Here is a 23155-nt window from a genome sequence, read left to right on the forward strand (position 1 = left end):
AGTTCGCCGGGTCATTGGAAAAATCTTCGTCCCGCCATTTATCCAATAGTGTTTGCCAGAGCGGGGCGTCGGCTGTTATCTGTACGCATAACCAGTATCGATCCAGCCGTGGCGTGTTTGTTCTGTGACTTCCAACCCCCTCGAAAACCCCCTCTATTACCTGTGCAACTTCCAGCAAGTGCTGAGCTGGCTTGAGCTGCGCTATGCCGACGTGCTGAGCCCCGAGGAGCAGCGCTTCATCAGCGATTTCGCCGTCCTGGCCGAGCCGTCCCAGGCCTTGCTGGTGCGCATGGTGATGCGCAAGGGCCGGCATTTTCGCCTGAGCAAGCTGAGCTACCCGGAAATCGCCGACAGCGCCGAGGCCCTGTTGCCGTTGCTGGCGCTGGGCTGGGTCGACGAGCAGGCGCCGTTGACCCTGGATGAGCTGTTCGGCCTGCTGCAGAAGGCCGAGATCCTGCAGTGCTTCAGCGACCAGGGCTTGCCGGCCAAGGCCAAGAAGAACCAGTGGCTGGAGGCGTTGCAGGCGCTGGATGCGCAACCGCAGGCTTTTGGCCAATGGTGCCCGGCGCTGGCGGACCGGCTCCTGAGCCTGACGGTCATGCCCCTGTGCGATCGGCTGCGGCTGATGTTCTTCGGCAACCTTCACCAGGACTGGTCGGAGTTCGTGCTCGCGGACCTGGGGATCTACAGCTACGAGACCGTCGAGATCAGCGCGGATGCCCGGGGCCTGCGCAGTCGCGACGACGTTGACGGTTACATCTACCTGCAGCAATGCCAGGAGGCCTTCGAGGCCGGCGAGCCGGTGCCGGCGGTGCTGCAGCGCATCGTCGCCTTCAGCAGCGCCAACGCCTGGCTGCAGAAGCGGCGCGCCAAGCTGCTGTTCCAGCTGGGCCAGCATTGCGAACGCCTGGTCGACTGGCCGCTGGCCCGGCAGATCTATGAGCAGTGCAGCTACCCCGGGGCGCGCTTGCGGCTGATCCGGGTTCTGGAGCTCAGCGCCGAGTACCAGGCGGCCCTGACCCTGGCCGAACAAGCCGCGGCGGCGCCGCAGAGCGCCGCCGAGGCCCAGCAGTTGCTGCGGGTGATGCCGCGCTTGCGGCGCAAGCTGGGCGGGCCACCGGCGTCGCGGGTGGTCAGCCGCGAGGTGGCGCGACTGGACCTGAGCCTGCCTCGGGACGCCAGCGGGCTGACGGTGGAGCTGCAGGTCCAGGCTCATCTGCATCAGCCCCAGGCGCCGGTGCATTACGTGGAGAACAGCCTGATCAACTCGCTGTTCGGGCTGCTGTGCTGGCCGGCGATCTTTGCGCCCTTGCCGGGGGCGTTCTTCCACCCGTTCCAGCGCGGGCCGGTGGATCTGTTGAGCGAGGACTTTCATCCGCGGCGCAGCGAGCTGTTCCAGGCGTGCCTGGAGGAGCTGGAGGATGGCCGCTACCGGGACAGCATTCGTCAGCGCTTCGTCGCCAAGTGGGGCCTGCAATCGCCTTTCGTGTTCTGGGGCGCCTTGAGCCAGGAACTGCTGGAACTGGCCCTGGACTGCCTGCCGGCCGAGCATCTGAAGCACTGGTTCCAGCGGCTGCTGCTGGACATCCGGGCCAACCGCGCCGGCATGCCGGACCTGATCCAGTTCTGGCCCGAGGAAAAGCGCTACCGGATGATCGAGGTCAAGGGCCCGGGGGATCGCCTGCAGGACAACCAGTTGCGCTGGCTGGACTTCTGCCAGGAGCACCAGATGCCGGTGGCGGTGTGTTACGTGCAGTGGCAGGACCGCTCCTCGTGAGCTATCGCGTCGCGGTGCGCGCCCTGTGTGAATTCAGCGCCAAGACCGGCGACCTGGATCTGCGCTTCACCCCGTCGCCCAGCGCCCTGGAGGGCATGCTCGGGCACCGCACCGTGGCGGCCCGGCGCAATCCCGACTACCAGAGCGAAGTGCCCCTGGAGGGCCGCTACGGCGACCTGCTGGTCAGGGGGCGGGCGGACGGTTACGACCCGGCGCAGAACCTGCTGGAAGAGATCAAGACCTACCGCGGCGATCTGGCGCGCATGCCGGACAACCACCGGCAGCTGCATTGGGCCCAGGCCAGGGTCTATGGCTGGCTGCTGTGCCAGAGCCTGCAACTGCCGAGCCTGCGGGTGTCGCTGGTGTATTTCGACGTGGCCAGCGAACAGGAAACCGCCCTGGTGGAGGAGCACAGTGCCGAGGCACTGGAGGCGTTCTTCAAGCGCCAATGCGCGGTGTTCCTGCAGTGGGCGCAGCAGGAGCTGGCTCACCGCCAGGCCCGGGATCAGGCGACCCGGGCCCTGAACTTTCCCCACGCGACGTTCCGCCAGGGTCAGCGGCACCTGGCCGAATCGGTGTACAAGGCGGTCAGCACCGGTCGCTGCCTGTTGGCCCAGGCTCCCACCGGCATCGGCAAGACCCTGGGCACGATTTTCCCCATGCTCAAGGCCATGGCCCCGCAGCAGCTGGACAAGCTGCTGTTCCTCACCGCCAAGACCCCGGGGCGGCAACTGGCCCTGGATGCGGCCCGGGTGCTGTTCGCCGGGCACGCCGGGCTGCCGTTGCGGGTCCTGGAACTGGTGGCCCGGGACAAGGCCTGCGAACACCCGGACAAAGCCTGTCACGGTGACTCCTGTCCCTTGGCCAAGGGCTTCTACCAGCGCCTGCCGGCGGCGCGCCAGGCGGCCAGCCGGGTGCCGATGCTTGACCGCCAGGCGCTGCGCCAGGTGGCCCTGGAGCATCAGGTGTGCCCGTATTACCTGAGTCAGGAAATGGCCCGCTGGAGCGATTTGCTGGTGGCCGACTACAACTACTACTTCGACTTCAGCGCCTTGCTGTTCGGCCTGGCCCAGGCCAATCAGTGGCAGTTGGCGGTGCTGGTGGACGAAGCGCACAACCTGGTGGAACGCGGACGCGGCATGTACAGCGCGAGCCTGGATCAGCAACAGCTGGCCAGCGTGCGCCAGACGGCGCCCCAGGCACTGAAGAGCGCCCTGCAACGCCTGAATCGAGAATGGAATGCCCTGCACAAGGAGCAGCTTGCGCCCTATCAGGCCTATGCCCAGCTGCCCACGGCGCTGCTCAGGGCCCTGGCCCTGTGTGTCGCAGCCCTGGGCGACTACTTCAACGAGCACCCCCAGGGCCTGGACGCCGGCCTGCAGGGGCTGTACTTCGAGCTGCTGCACTTTGCCCGGGTGGCGGAGCTGTTCGATGAACGCCAGTTCATCTTCGACATCAGCAAGCGTGCCCTGAGCGCCAAGCGCAGCCTGTCACGGCTGTGCCTGCGCAATGTGGTGCCGGCAGCGTTGCTTGGCCCGCGCTTGAGCGCGGCCCGCAGCACGGTGCTGTTTTCCGCCACCCTCAATCCCGAGCGTTACTACCGTGACCTGCTGGGGCTGCCGGACAACGCGGTGTGGCTGGAGGTGGAGTCACCCTTTGCCGCCGCGCAGTTGCAGGTGCAGATCATCAGCCGCATCTCCACCCGCTATGTGCATCGGCAGGCGTCGCTGGCGCCGATCGTCGAGTTGCTGGCCCGCCAGTTCGCGGCGCGACCGGGCAACTACCTAGCGTTCTTCAGCAGTTTCGATTATCTGCAGCAGGTGGCCGAGCTGCTGGCCCGGGAACATCGGCACATTCCCCTGTGGTTGCAGTCCCGGGGCATGGATGAAGCCTCGCGCGAGGACTTTCTCCAGCAGTTTCGTGCCGAGGGGCAGGGCATCGGCTTTGCCGTCCTCGGCGGGGCGTTCGGTGAAGGCATCGACCTGCCCGGGACGAAGCTGATCGGCGCCTTTGTCGCCACCCTGGGGCTGCCCCAGCTCAACCCGCTGAACGAGCAGATGAAACAGCGCATGGCGGCGCTGTTCGGTTGCGGCTACGACTACACCTACCTGTATCCCGGCTTGCAGAAGGTGGTGCAGGCGGCGGGGCGGGTGATTCGCAGCCAGACCGATCGTGGCGTGCTGATGCTGATTGACGACCGTTTCGCCGAGTCCCGGGTGCGGCAGTTGTTGCCGGGTTGGTGGGCGATTCAGGCCGAAGCTGGTGGACCGGTTGACCCGGGGCTGCTGGCCGGCGCCGGCGGGGATTGACGCTCAGGGGCGGGGGATGCTGGCGCTTGCGCGCCGGATCGCGGTTTTACTGGCCCTGACGGACGCGGACAAAGCGGCGCAGGGTCTGGCCCGGGCCGGTGCTGAAACGGGTGGGCCGCGGTTGACCCTCGTCGGCGGCGATGAACACGAACTCATCGGCGCTCAGTTGGTAGCTGGCCGGCAAGGGCTTGCCGGCGTCGGCGCCCATGGAGTCGATCCAGGTGATCGACTTGGGCCGGGTGCTGCTGTCGAGGCTGAAGCTCCCCGCCAGCAGGGTGTCCCCGGCCACCGTCACCACGCGAAAGCGGTTGCCTTCGATCAGGGTCAGGGCGCCCGGCGCGCTGTGCTCGTCCGGCGGGTCGAGCACGCCGCTGTCTTCCATCGAGGTCTGTTCCCAGGCGCCTTGCAGCGCCTCGAGCTCCAGCAGGTCGGCGTGCTTCAAGGCTGACGAACTATCCATTTTCGGCGGTTTCCTTGTGATGCTCAGTTGAAGATGTTGCGGCCAATGCAGTAGGTCAGCAGGTCCTGGTCGCTCTGCACGTCCAGCTTGCGCATGGCGGAGATCTTCTGGGCACTGATGGTTTTGGAGCTGCGGTTCTGGCTGCGGGCGATGTCGCTGACGCTCTTGCCGGAAACGAACAGGCGCAGGATTTCAAATTCCTTGGGCGACAGGGTGGAGATCCGCTCGTCGATCGCCACATTCGATTCCATCACCGAATGGGCGGCCGGCTCCGGACTGCGGTACACGCCTTTTTGCGCAATGGCCTTGAGGGCGGTCTGGATCTCCTCGTGCAACTGGCTTTTCTGGATCACGCCCACCACCCCCAACTCGCGCAGGCGGGTGAGGATCAGTTGATTGGAAATCATGGTCAGGATCAGGATCTGCAAGTGCGGGAAGTTGCGCTTGAGGTACTCCACCAGCTTCAGGCCATCGCCAAAAGGCGAGTCTCCGGGCATGTTGTAGTCGGTAATGACAATGTCCACTGGCTGGGATTCCAGCTGCTGGATCAGGCCTTTGGAACATACGGCTTCACCGACAATTTCGAAGCGGTCGTCGCGCTCCATGAGCTCGCGCACACCGAGCAAAACAATAGGGTGATCGTCAGCAATGACTACTTTCAGTTTTTCCATGGCAAACACACCCGTGTAATACGCAATTTAATAAAGAAACATGAGACTGACGGTACATTAAACGCTGCCACCCATTATTCAAGGGGCAGCAGAAGTTCCGACAAGCGCTGCATCAGTTGCCTGACTTGGCTCTCCAGAATCGGGTTCAACGTGTTTTCCAGCAATTGGCACTCCAGTTCGGCGCAGGCCTTGGCCAGGATACCGGCCTGCACCGCGCCCATGGCCCCGGCAATGCTGTGCAGGCGCTCGGCGGCGGTCTGGCCCGAACCGGCTTCCAGCGCCTTGGCCAAGCGTTGCAGATCGTCGCGCATGGTGCTCAGGAACAGCGGTCGCATCTTCTCCGACACCTGTATCCGCTGCTCGGCCAGAGCCGGCTCCTGAGGCTGGGGCGGTGGCGCCGGTCCGATGGCCACGGGCGCCGCGGTATTGTTATCGGGCACCGGGCAGAGTTTCTCCAGTTGCCCGCGCAGAATCTGCAGGGTCATGGGCTTGACGATCCAGGCACTCATGCCGGCGGCCAGGCAGCGGCTGCCTTCCTCGCGCAGGGCGTTGGCGGTGACGCCGATGATCGGCAGCGCCGGTTCCCGTCGACGCAGTTCCCGGGCCAGGTCGTAGCCGTTCATGAGCGGCATGTTGACGTCGGTGACGGCAATGTCGAACAGCTGGGGCTGCCATTGTTCCAGGGCCTGTTCGCCGTTGGACGCCAGGGTCACCGTGCACCCCAGGGCCTCGAGTTGTTCCTTGATGATGGTCCGGTTCAGCGGGTTGTCTTCCGCCACCAGGACATTGAGCTCCAGGCGGCGCAAGGTGCCGGGGGCGCGCTGCAGCAGATCCAGGGGGTGTCCCTGGCGGGCCAGCGCCGCGGCCTGGGCGATGGCGCGGATATCGTGGGCATCGACCGCCCATTGCGCTTGCGGGTGGTCGCGGTGACCCGCTGCCAGGGCGGTGACACAGGGGCCGGGCCAGCCGGGCTGACTGTCACGGGGCAGCATGTCGATCAGCACCGTGTTGCGCGGTTTATCGTCCACGCACAGGGGCAGCGGATAGGCCTGCAGGCCGAGGCGGTTGAGCCATTCGCAGGTGCTTTTCTGCAGCTCCGGGACCGGCGCCCGGACATACACCGGCGGTCCTTCGGGCAGCGACACGGCGCCAGGCAGGGCTGCCGCCAGGCATTGCAGGCTCAGGCGCAGGGAAAAACTGCTGCCCAGCCCCGGTTCACTGATCACCTGTATGTGTCCGCCCATCATTTCGCTCAGACGCTGACAGATCGCCAGCCCAAGCCCGGCACCGGCCTCATTGGAGGCATCGCGGACCTGATAGAAGGGGGCGAACAACTGCGGCTGCTGCGACGGCGAGATGCCGATCCCGGTGTCGGTGACTTGCCATTCGACGCTGGCCTCGCGGTCCTGCTGCGCCAGCACCCGGACGCGCAGCACCACCCGGCCGCTGTCGGTGAACTTGATAGCGTTGCTCAACAGGTTGTTGAGAATCTGCCGGATGCGCCCGGCATCCCCCAGCATCAGGTTCGGCAGGCTCGGGTCGATGCAGGCGTAGAGCAGCAATCCGCGGCGCTCGGCAAAGGTCGCGTAGCTGCGCAGCGCCTCTTCCACCATGTCCAGTGGACAGAACTCCATGGGGTCGATGCTCATCTGGCCGGACTCGATCTTGGACACATCGAGCACATCGCTGATCAGTTGGAACAGGTTGCTGGAGGAGCGCTGGATGGTGTTCAGGTACTCGCTCTGGCGCGCGTCGAGCGGGGTCAGGCCCAGCAGTTCCAGGGTGCCGAGCACGCCGTACAGCGGGGTGCGGATCTCGTGGCTCATGGTGGCCAGGAACAGGGTCTTGGCCTGGTTGGCCGCGTCTGCCGCGACCCGGGCCTGTTCCAGCAGTTGTGCGTCCTGCACGTGCGCGGTGATGTCATTGAAGCTGCACAGCAGGACCTCCTGTCCCTGGTAGCGGGTCGCGACCAGGCCCACCTGCAAGTTTCGACCCTCGATCTCGAGGCAGGTTGTGCCGCTGTCGCTCAAGGGCGGGTCGCGCTGCAGCAAGCTCAGCAACTGGGGCGTGCCTGGCCATTGCGCGGCCTGGCGATTCTCCATTAGCACCTGGAAGTCCTCATGGCGTACCACGCACAGCCCGGTGGGCGCGGTATCCAGTACCACGCGGCTGAAGGCCTCGCTCTCGGCAATGCTCTGGTGCGCCAGCTGCGCCGGTGCCACCACCCGGTCGCGGTACCAGCGGCTGGCGATCCAGCCACAGGTGATCGCGCCCAAGGCCAGCGCCGGGAGACTCAGCAGCAGCCACAGGGCATAACCGAGATAACTTTTGTAGCTGATGCTGTAGAGCCCGGTCCAGAGCGCCGGAGTGGGGCTGGTGACCTTGAACACCATGCCCCGCAAGCCGAAGTTCGGGCCTTCGCGCAATGCCTTGGCCGCAGGCGCGGAGCCGCTGAGTACGCTGCCGGAAGGTGCGATGAGGGTGAAGTCGTCATAGATCGACCAGTCCATGAGCCGCTCAATATCGTTGATCTTGTCCAGGTTGAGCAGCGACGCCACCATCATCCAACTGTTGGCGCCATGCAGCTGCAACTGCTGCGGCCCGAGGGGCAGATGGATGTAGGCCAGCAGCTTGGGCGCGACGTCCAGCGCTGCCGGGAGCGGGTAGGTTTCCCAGTGGACCTGTTGGTCCCGCGAGCCGTTGTTCTTGGTCCTCAGTTGCAGCAGCACCCGTTCCAGCTCGCTGTCATGGGCGCCGTTGCCATTCCACGGATCGCCCCGGGCCTGGCGCGCCGCCGGCAGGCTGATGTCGTAGTGGCCGAAGCGGTTGAACAGGAAGGTGCGTGGCGCGTGATAGTGCGACGTGGACCAGAAGGCGTTGTAGAAGCTCGACAGCTGCAGGCCCAGGGCGAAGACCTTGGGCAGTTCCTCGGCGGCCTGGGGGGGCGGGCTGAAGCTCAATCCGAAGGGCGTCAAGACCAGGTGCGGGTAGGCCTGGGAGGCTTCACCGGCGTCGCCGGGCGGGGGCTGTTCGGCAGCCAGCAGCGCCTCGGTCGATTGACGGAAGGCCAGTTGCTGCAGAAACAGTTCCTGCTCCTGGATGTTTTCCATCAGCCGCGCGAAATGCAGCCTGACGCTGTTGTGCTGCTCCTCGATCAGGCGCTGAGTGGTCCAGAACAGCGTGGCGAACAGCAGCAGCGCGACGCCCGCCAGCGTCAACAGGCCCTTGTTCAGACGGATCGAACTGCGAGTCAGGTTCTCCATGAAGGTATTGCTGTATTTCATCACTGAATTCCCAGATACGTAGAAGGGCCCTGCTTTCGAGATTCCTCTCTCTGAAGCAAGGCGGTCAGCGATGAGTGGCTGTTGCGGAGCAGGGCAATGGATTCATCGGCTAGTACACCGTCGCCGGTCCATCTTGGGCCAGCAGTTGCTGAAACTGTTGCGAGGACACGGCATGGGATATCAGGAAGCCCTGCACCTGGGTGCAGTCGATCTTTCTCAGCAAGGCCAGTTCCTGGGCGCTTTCCACGCCTTCGGCGACCACCGTCAGGCCCAGCTGCCGACCCAGCGCGATGATGCTGGTCAGGGCCTGGGCCAGTTCTTCGTTGGCGTGGCAGCCCTGGACCAGGGCCCGGTCGATCTTCAGTTCGGTGAAGGGCGTGGACACCAGGTTCATGTAGGAGCTGTAGCCTTTGCCGAAATCGTCCTGGGACAGGCCGAAACCCTTGATGCGCAGACGGCAGGCGCCCGCGTAGAAGTTGCTGATGTGCTCCGGGGTCGAGCACTCCATGAGTTCGAAGCAGATCTTGCCCGGTATGCCGTTGCGCTGGATCACAAAGTCATACAGGCGGTCGGCCAGGTCGGCGCTGTTGAGCAGATGGGTCGGCAGATTGATCGAGACCGGGATGTCATAACCGTCCTCGCGCCAGCTCACCTGGGCGGCCAGGGCCTGCTCGAGGATCAGCCACAGCAGCTCTTCCTCCAGACCGGCATCGGTGAGCTCCGGCAGAAAGTCGCAGGGCAGCAACATGCCGTGCTGCGGGTGCATCCAGCGCACCAGGGCCTCGGCCGCTACGATGCGCCCGTTGTTCAGGGCCTTCTTGGGTTGAAACCAGGCTTGGATCTGCGCATTGCGCAGGGCGTGCTGGAGGGTTTCGCGGCTGCACTCGACCCAGACCGCCGGCGTCGGTTCGCTGCTGGCCAGCCCCGGCAGCTGCGCGGTGATGCTGCGCAGGGCGGCCAGATTGACCGGTTTGGAGATCAGCCCGATCACCCGCAGGCCCAGGTTGCGGGCCACCAGGCTGGCGCCCATCAGCATGCGCCGCGAAGAGGCGCTCATGATTGCCAGGGCCGGGCGCACGCGATGGGTGGCCAGGCCCTGGATGAACTGCACACCGTCCATGCCCGGCATCAGCAGGTCCGTCAGAACCAGATCGAAATGCCGCTGCTTGAGACGCTCCAGGGCCTCCCTGCCGTTGCTTGCGACCTCCAGCTGGTAGGGGCCCAGCTCGTTGAACAAGTGTTGCAGGTACATGTACTGAAACGGCTGATCTTCAACGATCAAAATGCTACAGGACTTCATGAGGGGCTCTTTCATAGGGCGCCAGATAGTTGAACAACGCTCTTAATGCAAACGGCTTGACCAGGCAGTGGTTCATCCCGGCTGCAAGACAGAGCTCTTCTTCTCCGCGCATTGCATTGGCCGTCGCCCCGATGATCGGGATCGAACAGCCCTGACGCCGAAGCTCTTTGGCCAGTTCATAGCCGTTGAGCTTGGGCATGTTGACATCGGTCAGGATCACGTCGAAGTGCCCGGCTCTCCAGATGCAGAGGGCCTCTTCGCCGTTTGACGCCAATTCCACGCTGCAACCCAGCTCTTCCAGTTGATCCTTGAGGATCAACTGGTTGATCACGTTGTCCTCGGCCACCAGGACATGCAGGCTGAGTTTTTTCAGTTCACGGCTGTCGGGGTGCTCCTCGCTCGCGACCACCCAGACGCCCTGGGCCTGGCTGACCGCCTGGTGAATGGCTCGCAGGTTGTTGGTGTTGACATGCCAGCAGCCACCGCGAACCCGTGGTTCGTTGTGGCCATCGCCGCTGGCCAGCACCAGGGGGCCTTGCCAGTCCGGTTCCAGGCGCTGCTCCACGGTGCCGGGGTGCAACTCGATCAGCACATGGCCGCGATTGCGGTCCGCTTGGGTCGGCAGGCTGAACTGGGCCCGGGCCCCCCAGCGGCGCAGCCAGCCGGCCACGGATTCCGCCAGTTCACGCACTGGCGACACCACGTAGATCATCTCCGGCAGCAACGGGCTCATGAGCGGCGCGCTGGCCCCCAGGGAGGAGGCTTCCAGCGGCAGGGTCAGGGTGAAACTGCTGCCCAGGCCCAGTTCGCTGACCATGCGGATGTTGCCGTTCATCAACTGCGTCAGGCGCTGGCAGATCGGCAGGCCCAGCCCGGTGCCGGCGATCACGTTGGTGTTGCCCTCGGTCTGGTAGAAGGGTTCGAAGATCAGGGTCTGATCGTCCTGAGCGATACCGCGCCCGGTGTCGGAAACCTGCCAGAGGATGTTGCTGCGTTCACCGTCACGGCTTTCCACCCGGACCCGCAGGACGATGCGCCCGGAGTCGGTGAACTTGACCGCGTTGTTCAGCAGGTTGCTGAGGATCTGGCGGATGCGCGTGACGTCGCCGAGCAGCACTTCGGGCAAATGCGGGTCCACGCAGGCGTAGAACTGCAAGCCCTTGGCCTGGGCCGCGGCGGCGTAGCCCTGGATGATCTCGTGCACCAGATCCAGGGAGGAGAATTCGCTGAGTTCCAGGGCCAGTTGGCCCGCCTCGATCTTGGACACATCCAGCACGTCGCAAATCAATTGCAGCAGGGTGCCGGACGAGCCCTCGATGGCCCGCAGGTAGTCTTTCTGCTGGTTGTCCAGTTGGGTACGCGAGAGCAGCTCCAGGGTGCCGAGCACGCCGTACAGCGGGGTGCGGATTTCATGGCTCATGGTGGCCAGGAACAGGGTCTTGGCTTCGTTGGCGGTATCGGCCAAACGTTTGGCTTCCTCCAGGGCCGCTTCGATCTGCTTGCGCGCGCTGATGTCGCTGAAGGCACAGAACAGCACGTCTTCGCCGTTGTAGCGAGTCGGTGCCGAACTGAGGTAAAGATGGCGCCCGTCGGCGGTTTCGAAGTAGTCCGAGCTGTTGGGGCGATTGGGATCGAAGGCCTGCTCGATCCAGCCGGCGCACAGCTGGTCGCGCTCGGTGCCGTTGCCCAGCCACTGCTGGGACAGGGTGTTTTCCAGCACCACCCGGCCATCGCTGCGGCGCAGCACGCAGAGCGCCACCGGGGCGATCTGGATCACGTCCCGGCTGAACGCCTCGCTTTCGATCAGGGCCTGGATCCGGTGCAGCGCCGGAGCGATCAGGCGCACCTCGACCCAGTGGCTCAGGAAGCCGATCAAGGCCATGCCGAACAGACTGATCAGCAAGGCCGCAAGCAATTGCGGCCAAAGGCTCTTGAGCAGATTGTGCAGATCGAAGGCGTAGACCAGTTGCCAGTCCGACGAGCCCAGCTGCTTGCGGATCACCAGGTGATCGGGCCACCAGCGGCCGCCGAGAAACCCGAAGAAGCTGCCGCCCTGGACTTGCCGGACCTCCTCGCTCAGTTGGGCGCTGGGCGTGCTGCTGAAGATCAGTCCGCCCTGGGAGTTGAACATCATGAAGTCGCCGGCGCTCTGATCGCTGAGGGCGGCGGACACACTGCTGCCTTCCATCTCCAGGCCCAGCCAGCCGGAGTTGAGGTAGCGTTCGTCGAGGCGAGTGAAGATGTACAGACGCGCGGTGTTCGAGGAGTGGTCCATCAGCCATAGCTGCTGGCCCGGCGGGATCTGCGCGGGGTTCAGGCTGGCCAGCTTGGCCAGCATCAGTGAGGGCAGGTAGGCGGCCTCCGGCTGGGTACTGAACAGGCGTTGTACATGGGGTTGCTCGCCGTCGTGGACGTACAGCAGGTTCAGCTGTTTGCTTTTCAGGTAGTCGCGCATGCGCTGGGTGAGCCAGACCCCCCATTGATGCTCCCCCGGGGGGCCCAGTTGCAGGTGGATTTCCTCGTTGGGGTCGCTGCTGGATTCATAGTTGGGGTTTTGCCGCGACTTGTGCACGGCCGACAGGCTCAAGCTTTCCAACAAGGCTTCGCGACTGGTGAAGAATGTTTGTGCTTCGGCTATGGCGCTGCTCATGTAGCTGCGCCGTTGTGAGAGTTCGTTATTGATGCTCGAACGCAGGAAGTTGTAGACGGCGCCGAGCAGGCCGATCAAGAAAATCAGCGCGACGACACGAAGCAGCCTACGGGCTGCTTCGGGACTGGAAAAAAGGGGATTGATCTGATGCAGGTAGCTTTTTAATCTCATCCGCCAACTGTAATTGGGGGGCATGCCAAGCAGGGATCAGACAATTCTTAAATAACCAGACGTAAAGGATTTTTAAAGTGTTGATATTCCCTCAAGCACTTAGTTAATTGTCTGAAAGAGCAACTTTGCTTGCTGTTACTTTCTTACAATTAATTCCTTGTAACTTCTCCTGGAATCGAAAACTTCTTATTCCTCTATAACGTTTAAACCATCTCCAGGCGCTGCTTGCGCCGCGGCGGGGTGAACACCTGATCCAGTGCCTGCAGGTCTTGGGGCCGCAGTTGCAGTTCGCCGGCCTGGGCATTGAGGCGAACGTGTTCCGGACGTACCGCCTTGGGAATCGCCAGCACCCCGTCCTGACGCAACAGCCAGGCCAGGGCCACCTGCGCCGGGGTCACCCCGTGTTCCCGGGCAATGTGCTGCAACTGCGGTTCGGCCAGCAGGGCGCCAGCCTGGCCGATCGGGCAATAGGCCATGATCGGCATCCGGCGCTGCTGGCAGGCGGGCAGCAGGTCGAACTCGATGCCCCGGGACTCCAAGTTGTACAGCACCTGATTGGTGGCGCAGGCCGGCGCGTCGAGTTCATCGAGGTCCGCCAGATCGAAGTTGGACACCCCCCAGCGGCGAATCTTGCCGGCCTCCCGCAGGCGCTCGAAGGCCTCGACGGTTTCCGCCAGGGGGTAGTGTCCGCGCCAGTGCAGCAGGTACAGGTCGATGACCTCGGTGCCCAGGCGCCGCAGGCTGCGCTCGCAGGCCAGGGGCAGGCCTTGGCGACCGGCATTGTGCGGATAGACCTTGCTCACCAGGAACACCTGATCGCGGCGCCCGGCAATGGCCTGGCCGACCACCTCCTCGGCGCCGCCTTCGCCGTACATCTCCGCGGTGTCGATCAGGGTCATGCCCAGCTCGATTCCGCTGCGCAGCGCGGCGATTTCCTGATCCCGCAGCCGAGGATCCTCACCCATGCGCCAGGTGCCCTGGCCAATGACCGGAACCTGAGTGTCCGCGAGCTCGAGCGTGCGCATGCTGCCTCCTGGGATCTGTAGCGAGTCGGATGGGGAGGGCACAGGGAAACAAAGCCATGGGCGGCGGTCAAGGCCCGCTGGACGGCCCTCAGAGCCGCCAAGCCCAAGGCGAGGGACGGGAATTCTATATTTCCAAAAGACATAAAATACAAATTATTTATTCCTTTGAAGGGTTTGGCCGAAGGTGCATGTTTGTCACCAGCCGCTCAATTCCTGAGTCCGGTGCCCGCAGAGGATTTGCCAGCATGACCATTCAAGCCATCAACGTGCGCAACCAGTTCAAAGGCGTGATCAAGGAGATCCACGAAGGCCAGGTGGTGTCGGAAATCGACGTGCAGACCGTATCGGGCATCGTCACCTCGGTGATCACCACCCGCTCGGTACGCGACCTGGAACTGAAGGTCGGCAGCGAAGTGATCGCCTTCGTCAAATCCACCGAAGTGTCCATCGCCAAGCTCTGAGCCACGTACCTCGGACGTCGTCAATTCACAGGGGAGTGAAACATGCCGCACTCGCTGGATATCACCGCGTTACCCGTGCTCGACCTGAGCCAGTTGGAGGGGCGCCCGGAGCAGCGCCAGGCCTTTCTCCAGAGCCTGCGCCAGGCCGCGCGGGACGTCGGTTTCTTCTACCTCACCGGGCATGGCATCGACAGCGATCTGCTGCGTCGGGTGCAGGAGCAGGCCCGGGCCTTCTTCGCCTTGCCCGAGGCCGACAAGGCGGCCGTGGGCATGATCCACTCGCCGCATTTTCGCGGCTACAACCGCGCGGCCTCGGAGATTACCCGCGGCCAGCCGGACCTGCGCGAGCAGTTCGATCTGGGGGCCGAACGCCAGGCCCTGCCGCTGACCTCCGACAGCCCGCCCTGGACGCGCCTGCAAGGGCCCAACCAGTGGCCGGTGCAGTTGCCGCAACTCAAGCCGCTGCTGCTGGAGTGGCAGCAGGCAATGACCCGCATGTCCCTGCGTCTGCTGCGCGCTTTCGCCCAGGCCCTGTCCCTGCCGGAGCACGCCTTCGATCCCTTGTACGGCGAGCGGCCCAACGAACACATCAAGCTGATCCGCTATCCCGGCCGCGCTGCGGGGCAAAGCAACCAGGGCGTCGGTGCCCACAAGGACTCCGGGTTTCTCAGCTTTCTGCTGCAGGACCAGCAGGCCGGCCTGCAAGTGGAAGTGGAAGAGGGCCGCTGGATCGATGCGCCACCGCGGGACAACACCCTGGTGGTGAACATCGGCGAGCTGCTGGAGCTGGCTACCCACGGCTACTTGCGCGCCACGGTGCACCGGGTGCTGTCGCCGCCGGCGGATCGCGAGCGGCTGTCGATCGCCTTCTTTCTGGGGGCCCAACTGGACGCCCGGGTGCCGCTGTATCCCTTGCCCGACGCGCTGCGACAAGAGGCCCGGGGCCCGGCCAGCGATCCGCACAACCCGCTGTTTCGCGACGTCGGCTGGAACTACCTCAAGGGCCGCCTGCGCTCGCACCCCGACGTGGCCCGGCGTTTCTACGCCGATGTGCTGATACCCAAGGCCCTGAGCGCCTGACCCTCATTCGCCGAACCAAGGATGCTTGCCATGCTCAAGACCCCCCTGTTTACCCTGGCGCTGCTGGCCAGCCTGGGGCACGCCCTGCCGGCCAGCGCCGCAGAACCCTTGCGGGTGGCCGCCGACCCGGTGCCCCACGCCGAGATCCTCGCTTATGTGCAGAAGCTCGACCCGCAACTGCAACTGAAGATCATCGAGATCCCCAACGGCGTGAACTCCAACGAACTGCTGGCCCATGGCGACGTGGACGCCAACTACTTCCAGCACCTGCCGTATCTCAAGTCCCAGGAACAGGCCCTGGGCCAGCCGTTTGCTGTGGTCGCCAGCGTGCACATCGAACCGCTGGGGATCTACTCCAAGCGCTACCAGGGCTTCGATCAGGTGCCTCAGGGCGCCAGCGTGGCGGTGCCCAACAATGTCACCAACCTCAGCCGCGCCCTGTACCTGCTGCAGAGCTACCAACTGATCCGCCTCAAGCCCGGCTTCAGCGACCCGGCCCGGGATCAGGCGACTGCCAAGGACATCGCCGACAACCCGAAACAGCTGAAAATCCTCGAAATCGAATCGCCGCAGATTCCCCGGGCCCTGGAGGACGTGGACCTGGCGGTGATCAACGGCAACTACGCCCTGGAAGCCGGGCTGGTGCCGGCCAAGGACGCCCTGGGCCTGGAGAAGGCCGAGCACAACCCTTACGCCAACATCCTGGTGACCACCCCCAAACTGCAGGACGACCCGCGTATCCGCCAGTTGGCCAAGGACCTCGGTTCAGCGCAAGTGGCCCGATACATCAGCGAAACCTACTCGGGCTCGGTGATCCCGGTCGCGGACCGCCAGCCATGATCCAGGTGCAGCAGGTTAGCAAAGTCTATGGCGAGGGCCAGCCACCGGCCTTGGATCGGGTTTCACTGACGGTGCCCGACGGCGCGGTGTACGGCATTCTCGGCCGCAGCGGGGCCGGCAAGTCGACCCTGTTGCGCTGCCTGAACCTGCTGGAACGACCCAGCTCCGGGCGCATCCTGATCGACGGCCAGGACCTCGGCGCCTTGTCCGCGAGCGAGCTGCGCCGCCAGCGCCAGGGCATCGGCATGATCTTCCAGGGCTTCAACCTGCTGCATTCGCGCACGGTCGAGGACAACGTCGCGGTGCCCCTGGAAATTGCCGGCCTGGATAAAAAACCGCGCCGCGCGCGGGTTCTGGAACTGCTGGACCTGGTGGGCCTGAGCGACAAGGCGCAGGCCTTTCCCTCGCAATTGTCCGGTGGCCAGAAGCAGCGGGTGGGCATCGCCCGGGCCCTGGCCGCCGGTCCGCGTTACCTGCTGTCGGATGAAGCCACCAGCGCCCTGGACCCGGAAACCACCGCCTCGATCCTGCAACTGCTGACGCACATCAACCGCGAGCTGGGGCTGACCATCGTGCTGATCACCCACGAACTGGCGGTGGTCAAAGCTCTTTGCAGCCACGCCGCTTCCCTGGCCCAGGGCCGCTTGCTGGAGAGCGGCCCGGTCGGCCAGTTGCTCGCGGACCCGCAATCGGCCCTGGGCCGCGCCTTGCTGCCGGACTACAACCTGCCGTTCAACGGCAGCCAGCCCGAGGCCGAACTGACCTTTTTCGATAACCAGCGCGCGGCGCCACTGTTGCAGCAACTGAGTCAGCAGCAGGGGCTGCCCCTCAAGGTGCTGGCCGCAGGTGTCGAAACCGTAGGCGGCCAGCGGGTAGGGCGCCTGCGCATCGCTGCCGCCGGCGCCGACGCCGGTAAATTCCAGCAACTGCTGAGCGCCCTGACTCGGCGTGGCATTCGGAGTGAACGCCTGTGAACCGCAGCCTCGATTGGCAGGAACTGGCGCAGCTGCTGCTGACCGCCACCGCTGAAACCTTGTACATGGTGCTGCTGGCCTCGCTGTTCACCCTGCTGATCGGCCTGCCCCTGGGGGTGTTGCTGTTCGTCAGCCGCCCCGCTGGGCTGCGACCCATGCCCCGGCTCAATCGCTTGCTGGGCGCCCTGGTCAATCTGGGACGCTCCCTGCCTTTCGTGGTGCTGCTGATTGCCCTGATTCCGCTGACCCGGCTGGTGGTGGGCACCACCTTGGGCAGCACCGCGGCGGTGGTGCCGATCACCATCGGCGCCTTTCCGTTCTTTGCGCGGATCGTCGAGAACGCCCTGGATGAAGTGGACAAGGGCCGCATCGAAGCGATCCTGGCCATGGGCGGGCATATCGGTCACGTGATCTTCAAGGCCCTTCTGCCGGAAGCCTTGCCGGCGCTGCTGGCGGGATTGACCCTGACCCTGGTGATGCTGATCGGCTTTTCCTCCATGGCCGGGGTGATCGGCGGCGGAGGCCTGGGGGACCTGGCGATCCGCTACGGCTATCAGCGTTTCAACAACCAGATCATGGTCGCCACGGTGCTGATCCTGGTGCTGCTGGTGCAGGGGGTGCAGAGCGCTGGCGATCGCCTGGTGCGCGGGTTGGCCCATCGCCGCTGAAATCCCCCGGGGCGCGCTTCAGCGCCCCTCATGCTGCTTGCGATAGGCCCCGGGCTGCAGGCCCACCGCCTTGGTGAAGGCCCGGGTGAAGGCGGCGATCGACTGATAGCCCACGGCCGTCGCCGCTTGCTCGACGGTCTGGTTGGCCTTGAGCAACTGGCAGGCGTGGCGCATGCGCAAGGCCAGCAACACCTGTCCCGGCGACTGCCCGGCCAATTCATTGAAACGCTTGAAGAACGCCGAGCGCGACAGCCCGGTCAGCGCCGCCATGTGCTCCAGGGGCCAGGCCTGGCCGGGGTGCTGGATCAGTTGCTCGAGCAGCGGTGCAAACCCCGGATGACGGGCCAGCGCCACCAGCCCGCCAAGGCCCTGATTGGCATTGACCTGCTGGCGCAGCACATACAGGAACAGCAGATGGCTCAGGCGTTCGAGCAGTGCCGAGGAGGGCTGCGGCGTTCGCTGGCACTCATCGAGAATCAGCTGGAACAGCGCCCGGGCAGCACTCAGTGAAGGGTCGCCGGCGCGCAGGATGATCCAGCCCGGCAGGCTGTCGATGATCAGCGAAGACAACCCTGGCTTGAAATGGAAAAAACCGCAGACCAGCCCCACGCCTTCCTGGGCACTGGGGTCCAGCGGAGTCATGGGCGTGCGCGGCAGTTGTTGCGCCAGGTCTGGCTGCTGGGCGCTGGACAGCCGATAACTCAGGTCCTGCAGCAGGAAGGCCGCATCCCCGGCCTCCAGGCGCAGGGCTTGCGGCAAGCCGTCGATATGTAGCCAGCAATGGCCCTGGACAATCAGGTGGAAGCTGGCCCTGGCCAGGCCCTGGGTGCTGGCGTGCCAGCCCCCGCAGTAGCGTCCGACGTGAAACAGGCTGGCATCGAGTTCCAGGCCTTCTAATAACCAATCAACCAGTGGGCTTGAAGAAATCATCTAAGGGAAACACTCAGGAGCAAGTAATCGCTACTTTAGAATATGGATCGAAATTCTTATAACCAACAGACTTGACGCACACCCACACAGCAGGAGGCTACTCCATGTCCCGCGTCACTCTACACACCTTGCACACCGCTCCAGAAGCGGCCCGACCGTTTCTGGAAAATGCCCTGAAGAACTCGGGCTTCATTCCTAACCTGCTGGGTATCCTGGCCAATGCCCCGGCGGCCCTGGAAACCTACGTCACGGTGTCCGCGCTCAACGGCAAGGCCGAGCTGAGCCTGGCGGAGCGCGAAGTGGTGCAGTTGGTGGCCGCCACCACCCATGGCTGCGATTTCTGTGTCGCAGGTCATACCGCGGTGGCCCTGAACAAGGCCAAACTCTCCGACCCGGTGGTCAGCGCGCTGCGTGAGCAGAGCACCTTGCCCGAAGCCCGGCTGCAAGCCCTGGCGGCGTTCGCCCGGGAAGTGATCGCCACTCGGGGCAAGGTCAGCGATGCGGGCTATGCACAGTTCAAGGCCGCAGGGTACAGCGAAGGCAACGCCCTGGAAGTGATCCTGGGCATCAGCCTGGCGACGCTGTGCAACTTCGCCAACGTCTTTGCCGGCACTGAACTGAACCCCGAACTGGCCAAGTATCGCTGGTCAGTGCAAGGTCAATGAGTCAGGGCGCCGATGCTTGTGCGGCGCCCCCTTCAAGGAGAAAACGACATGCTCGATGCGCAATTGAGTGAATGGCTGGATGCCCAGGCCCAGGCACTCGACCAGGGCCAGTGCGACCCGCAGCAGGTGCTCGCCCGGCTGGCCGACGCCCAGGTGCTGCGGGTCGGTATCGACCCGGCACAGGGCGGCAGCGGCGGCGACCTGACCGACGCCCTGGAAATCATGGCCAGCGTGGCCAGCCATTCCCTGGCGGCGGCCTTTGTCTGCTGGGGCCAGCGAGCCTTTATCGAATACCTGTTGCACAGCCCCAATGCCGGTTTGCGCCAGCGCCTGCTGCCGTCGCTGCTCAGTGGCGAACTGGCCGGGGCCACCGGGCTGTCCAATGCCATGAAGTTTCTCTCGGGGATCGAGGCCCTGCAGGTCAAGGCGCAGGAGCAGGAGCAGGACCACGGCTGGTGCCTCAACGGCCGCTTGCACTGGGTCACCAACCTGCGCAAGAGCGGTTTCGTGGTCGCGGCGGCCATCGAGCGCGAGGAGGGCGGCGCGCCGTTCATCCTGGCGATCCCCGATGCCTTGCCCGGGTTGCAGCGCTCCGACGACCTGCAACTGATGGGCCTGCAGTCGAGCAACACCGCCGCCCTGGAGCTGAGCCAGGTGGCGGTGGCCCGCGACTGGCTGCTGCACGAGGACGCCCGGACGTTCCTGCCGGCGGTGCGCCCGGCCTTTCTCGGCCTGCAATGCGCCCTGGCCATAGGCTTGGCGCGCCGGGCCCTGAGCGAGGTGGAGCAGCACGTCGAGGGCGCCCGTTCGATCCTCCAGGAGCCCTTGCAGGAACAACGCCAGCACCTGGAACAGACCGTCGACGAACTCAAGAGCGGCCTGTTAGACGGGCGCTTCCTGGGCCAGCCCGGCGCCTTGTTCCGAGTGCGCATCGCCCTCGCCGAAGCCACCGCCAACGCCGTGCAGCTGGAATTGCAGGCCAGCGGCGGCAAGGCCTACCTCAACGAGTTCGGCAGCGGCTTTGCCCGGCGCTGGCGCGAGTCGGCGTTCGTGCCCATCGTCACCCCGAGCCTGGTGCAACTGCGTGCCGAACTGCAGCGCCAGGCGCGGAACGCAGCAGCATGAGCGGCCTGTTGAACGCACGGGCAATCAGCCTCGGCTACCCGGCGGCGCAGGGCTGGCACAGCGTGCTGGAAGACTTCGAGTTGCACCTGCAAGCCGGCGAAGTGGTGTCCATCCTCGGTCCCAGTGGGGTCGGCAAGTCCAGCCTGCTGCGGGTCCTGGCCGGCCTGCAGAAGCCCCACGCCGGGCAGGTCAGCCTGTTGGGCGAGCCCCTCGACGGCCCCCACCCGCGGGTCGCGGTGGCCTTCCAGGACCCCAGCCTGCTGCCCTGGCTGAACCTGGAGCACAACGTCGCCTTCGGCCTGGATTTTGCCCGCCAGCCGCACCTGAGCCCGCAGCAGCGCAAGGAACGCATCGACCAGGCGATTGCCGCGGTGGGCCTGGAACATGCCCGCCAGCGCTATCCGGCGCAACTGTCTGGCGGCATGGCCCAGCGCACCGCGCTGGCCCGCTGCCTGGCGCGCCAGCCCCAGGTGTTGCTGCTGGACGAACCCTTCGGTGCCCTGGACGAAGTGACACGGGCCGACATGCAGCAATTGCTGCTCCAGGTGATCGGCCAGCACCGCACCGCGGCGTTGCTGATTACCCATGACATCGACGAAGCCCTGCTGCTGTCCGATCGGGTCCTGCTACTGGGTAACAGCCCGGCGCGCACCCTCGGCCAGTGGCATATCGACCTGCCGGCGCCGCGCGCCGAACGGATCGAGGAACTGGGCGCCCTGCGCATCGAGATTCTCAAGACCCTTCGGCGGGCGAGCCGCAATCCTTCAACTTCCCCTTTGCCTGCACCGTCGGAGATTGACCATGTGCCTGGACGACTTCACTCACACGCGTCGTGATTTTCTCAAACTCAGCGCGCTGCTGACCGCCGGCGGCGCCTTGCCGCTGCTCAATAGCCTGCAGGCCCGCGCCGCCCAGGAGCCGGATGCGCCGGTGCGCATCGGCTACCTGCCGATCACCGACGCCACACCGTTGCTGGTGGCCCACAACAACGGCCTGTTCGAGGCCGAGGGCATCCAGGCCGAGCGCCCGGTGCTGCTGCGCAGTTGGGCCCAGGTGATCGAGGCGTTCATTTCCGGGCAGGTCAACGTGATCCACCTGCTGTCGCCGATGACCGTCTGGGCCCGCTACGGCAGCCGGGTGCCGGCCAAGGTGGTGGCTTGGAACCACGTCGGCGGCTCCGGCCTGACCGTGGCCCCGGGCATAACCGAGATCAAGCAACTGGCGGGAAAGTCGGTGGCGATTCCGTTCTGGTACTCGATCCACAACGTGGTGGTGCAGCAACTGTTTCGCGACAACGGCCTGGTGCCGGTGAGCAAGGCCGCCGGCAGCGCCCTGGGGGCCAACGAGGTCAACCTGCTGGTGCTGCCGCCGTCGGACATGCCGCCGGCCCTGGCCAGCCAGCGGATTGCCGGCTACATCGTCGCCGAGCCGTTCAACGCCCTGGCCGAGGAGCTCAAGGTGGGGCGGGTGCAGCGCTTTACCGGGGATGTCTGGCGCAACCACGCCTGCTGCGTGGTGTTCATGCACGAGCACGACCTGAACAACCGCCCCGAGTGGTCGCAGAAAGTGGTCAACGCCATCGTCAAGGCTCAGCTCTGGACCCGTGACCACCGCGCCGAGGCCGCCCAGTTGCTGTCCAAGGACGGCACCAACCGCTACACGCCCCATGCGCCGCAGGTGCTCAATCGGGTGCTGGCGCCAGCGTCCAGCGACCGTGAGGCTTATCTGGCCAGCGGCGCGATCCAGCACAGCCACTGGGACGAGTCGCGCATCGACTTCCAGCCGTATCCGTTTCCCAGCTACACCGAGGAATTGGTCAAACGCCTCAAGGACACCCTGATCGAAGGCGACAAGGGCTTTCTCGCCAACCTCGACCCGGCGCACACCGCCCAGGATCTGGTGGATGAGCGCTTCGTGCGCAACGCCATCGCCGCCGTCGGCGGACTCAAGGCCTTCGGCCTGGCGGACAGCTTCGAACGCAGCGAGGAGTTCGGTCTTTGATGGGCAAGCAACCTTCCTCCCTGAACCACTGGCTCCTGGGGCTGGCTGGGCTACTGAGCCTGCTGCTGGGCTGGTGGCTGGGGGTGCACCTGCTGGGCAGCGGCGACGGCCTGGCGGCGCGTTTCTCCCCCGAAGCCACCTTCGCCAGCCTGGTCGAATTGCTGGGGCGTGGCGAGCTGTATGAGCACGTGCTGGTGAGCCTCAAGCGGATCCTGATCGGGCTGTTTCTGGCGTTGCTGATCGGCGTGCCCCTGGGCCTGCTGGTGGGCAGCTACCGGCACCTGGAGGCGGCCACCACCCCGGCGTTCCAGTTCCTGCGGATGATCTCGCCGCTGTCCTGGATGCCGGTGGTGGTGATGCTGATGGGCGTGGGCGACCAGCCGATCTACTTCCTCCTGGCATTTGCCGCGCTGTGGCCGATCCTGCTCAACACCGCGGCCGGCGTGCGCCAACTGGACCCGCGCTGGCTGCAACTGAGCCGCAGCCTCAGCGCCACCCGCTGGGAAACCCTGCGCAAGATCATCCTGCCGGGGATAGTGGGGCACGTGCTGACCGGGGTCCGCCTGTCCATCGGCATCCTGTGGATCGTCCTGGTGCCTTGCGAAATGCTCGGGGTCAGCGCCGGCCTGGGCTACTTCATCCTCGACACCCGTGACCGCCTGGCCTACTCGGAACTGATGGCCATGGTCCTGCTGATCGGCGTTCTGGGTTTTGCCCTCGACGCCCTGGCCCGCGGCCTGCACCGCCGCTGGTCCCACGCCTGA

Annotated in this window: 19 protein-coding genes; 12 read left to right on the forward strand and 7 right to left on the reverse strand. The window is 65.0% G+C overall.

What is annotated here, in order from left to right; translation table 11 throughout:
* The first annotated feature begins 124 nt into the window (after positions 1-124).
* The gene (locus GWQ44_RS18405; protein ID WP_103740203.1) at positions 125-1777 is read left to right on the forward strand and encodes a VRR-NUC domain-containing protein; all 1653 of its coding nucleotides are present in this window, start codon (positions 125-127) and stop codon (positions 1775-1777) included.
* Positions 1774-4086, forward strand: a complete 2313-nt coding sequence (locus GWQ44_RS18410; RefSeq protein WP_275927974.1) for an ATP-dependent DNA helicase — start codon at positions 1774-1776, stop codon at positions 4084-4086. Before GWQ44_RS18405 ends, GWQ44_RS18410 begins: the two co-directional genes overlap by 4 nt.
* A 46-nt stretch (positions 4087-4132) precedes the next feature.
* On the opposite strand, the gene GWQ44_RS18415 is transcribed toward GWQ44_RS18410, so the two are convergent.
* The 6 genes from GWQ44_RS18415 to GWQ44_RS18440 all read right to left on the reverse strand — a co-directional run bounded on the left by GWQ44_RS18415 (position 4133) and on the right by GWQ44_RS18440 (position 13647).
* Positions 4133-4546 (reverse strand): TIGR03067 domain-containing protein, encoded by a 414-nt coding sequence (locus GWQ44_RS18415; protein ID WP_103740201.1) that lies wholly within the window; start codon positions 4544-4546, stop codon positions 4133-4135.
* Between the two features lie 23 nt (positions 4547-4569).
* Positions 4570-5217, reverse strand: coding sequence for a response regulator (locus tag GWQ44_RS18420; RefSeq protein ID WP_275927975.1), 648 nt, complete (start codon positions 5215-5217; stop codon positions 4570-4572).
* A gap of 74 nt (positions 5218-5291) precedes the next feature.
* Complete coding sequence (locus GWQ44_RS18425) at positions 5292-8501, reverse strand: hybrid sensor histidine kinase/response regulator (RefSeq protein WP_275927976.1); 3210 nt, start codon at positions 8499-8501, stop codon at positions 5292-5294.
* 109 nt (positions 8502-8610) lie between these two features.
* Positions 8611-9801 (reverse strand): EAL domain-containing protein, encoded by a 1191-nt coding sequence (locus GWQ44_RS18430; RefSeq protein ID WP_016965604.1) that lies wholly within the window; start codon positions 9799-9801, stop codon positions 8611-8613.
* Positions 9788-12622: an ATP-binding protein gene (locus GWQ44_RS18435; protein WP_016965605.1), complete on the reverse strand. Its 2835-nt coding sequence runs from the start codon at positions 12620-12622 to the stop codon at positions 9788-9790. Before GWQ44_RS18435 ends, GWQ44_RS18430 begins: the two co-directional genes overlap by 14 nt.
* A gap of 203 nt (positions 12623-12825) precedes the next feature.
* Positions 12826-13647: an aldo/keto reductase gene (locus GWQ44_RS18440; RefSeq protein ID WP_016965606.1), complete on the reverse strand. Its 822-nt coding sequence runs from the start codon at positions 13645-13647 to the stop codon at positions 12826-12828.
* A 245-nt stretch (positions 13648-13892) separates the two neighbouring features.
* Here GWQ44_RS18440 and GWQ44_RS18445 point away from each other — a divergent pair, with 245 nt between their 5' ends.
* From GWQ44_RS18445 to GWQ44_RS18465, 5 genes are read left to right on the forward strand one after another with little or no spacing between them, the layout of a single operon-like run.
* A complete protein-coding gene (locus GWQ44_RS18445) occupies positions 13893-14108 on the forward strand; it encodes a TOBE domain-containing protein (protein ID WP_275927977.1) in 216 nt (71 codons plus the stop codon).
* Between the two features lie 42 nt (positions 14109-14150).
* The gene (locus GWQ44_RS18450; protein WP_275927978.1) at positions 14151-15188 is read left to right on the forward strand and encodes an isopenicillin N synthase family oxygenase; all 1038 of its coding nucleotides are present in this window, start codon (positions 14151-14153) and stop codon (positions 15186-15188) included.
* A gap of 30 nt (positions 15189-15218) precedes the next feature.
* Complete coding sequence (locus GWQ44_RS18455) at positions 15219-16028, forward strand: MetQ/NlpA family ABC transporter substrate-binding protein (RefSeq protein ID WP_275927979.1); 810 nt, start codon at positions 15219-15221, stop codon at positions 16026-16028.
* Positions 16025-17002 (forward strand): methionine ABC transporter ATP-binding protein, encoded by a 978-nt coding sequence (locus GWQ44_RS18460; RefSeq protein WP_275927980.1) that lies wholly within the window; start codon positions 16025-16027, stop codon positions 17000-17002. Before GWQ44_RS18455 ends, GWQ44_RS18460 begins: the two co-directional genes overlap by 4 nt.
* A complete protein-coding gene (locus tag GWQ44_RS18465) occupies positions 16999-17670 on the forward strand; it encodes a methionine ABC transporter permease (RefSeq protein WP_345894547.1) in 672 nt (223 codons plus the stop codon). The genes GWQ44_RS18460 and GWQ44_RS18465 overlap by 4 nt, the downstream gene beginning before the upstream one ends.
* A gap of 18 nt (positions 17671-17688) precedes the next feature.
* On the opposite strand, the gene GWQ44_RS18470 is transcribed toward GWQ44_RS18465, so the two are convergent.
* Positions 17689-18600 (reverse strand): AraC family transcriptional regulator, encoded by a 912-nt coding sequence (locus GWQ44_RS18470; RefSeq protein WP_199009278.1) that lies wholly within the window; start codon positions 18598-18600, stop codon positions 17689-17691.
* Between the two features lie 104 nt (positions 18601-18704).
* Here GWQ44_RS18470 and GWQ44_RS18475 point away from each other — a divergent pair, with 104 nt between their 5' ends.
* From GWQ44_RS18475 to GWQ44_RS18495, 5 genes are read left to right on the forward strand one after another with little or no spacing between them, the layout of a single operon-like run.
* Positions 18705-19265, forward strand: a complete 561-nt coding sequence (locus GWQ44_RS18475; protein WP_047304281.1) for a carboxymuconolactone decarboxylase family protein — start codon at positions 18705-18707, stop codon at positions 19263-19265.
* 48 nt (positions 19266-19313) lie between these two features.
* Positions 19314-20390, forward strand: a complete 1077-nt coding sequence (locus tag GWQ44_RS18480) for an acyl-CoA dehydrogenase family protein (protein ID WP_275927981.1) — start codon at positions 19314-19316, stop codon at positions 20388-20390.
* Positions 20387-21226: an ABC transporter ATP-binding protein gene (locus tag GWQ44_RS18485; protein WP_016965219.1), complete on the forward strand. Its 840-nt coding sequence runs from the start codon at positions 20387-20389 to the stop codon at positions 21224-21226. Before GWQ44_RS18480 ends, GWQ44_RS18485 begins: the two co-directional genes overlap by 4 nt.
* Positions 21192-22391, forward strand: coding sequence for an ABC transporter substrate-binding protein (locus GWQ44_RS18490; RefSeq protein ID WP_275927982.1), 1200 nt, complete (start codon positions 21192-21194; stop codon positions 22389-22391). The genes GWQ44_RS18485 and GWQ44_RS18490 overlap by 35 nt, the downstream gene beginning before the upstream one ends.
* Positions 22391-23155: an ABC transporter permease gene (locus tag GWQ44_RS18495; protein WP_275927983.1), complete on the forward strand. Its 765-nt coding sequence runs from the start codon at positions 22391-22393 to the stop codon at positions 23153-23155. The genes GWQ44_RS18490 and GWQ44_RS18495 overlap by 1 nt, the downstream gene beginning before the upstream one ends.

This window comes from Pseudomonas sp. 3MA1 (assembly GCF_029237275.1).
Lineage (GTDB): Bacteria > Pseudomonadota > Gammaproteobacteria > Pseudomonadales > Pseudomonadaceae > Aquipseudomonas > Aquipseudomonas fluorescens_AP.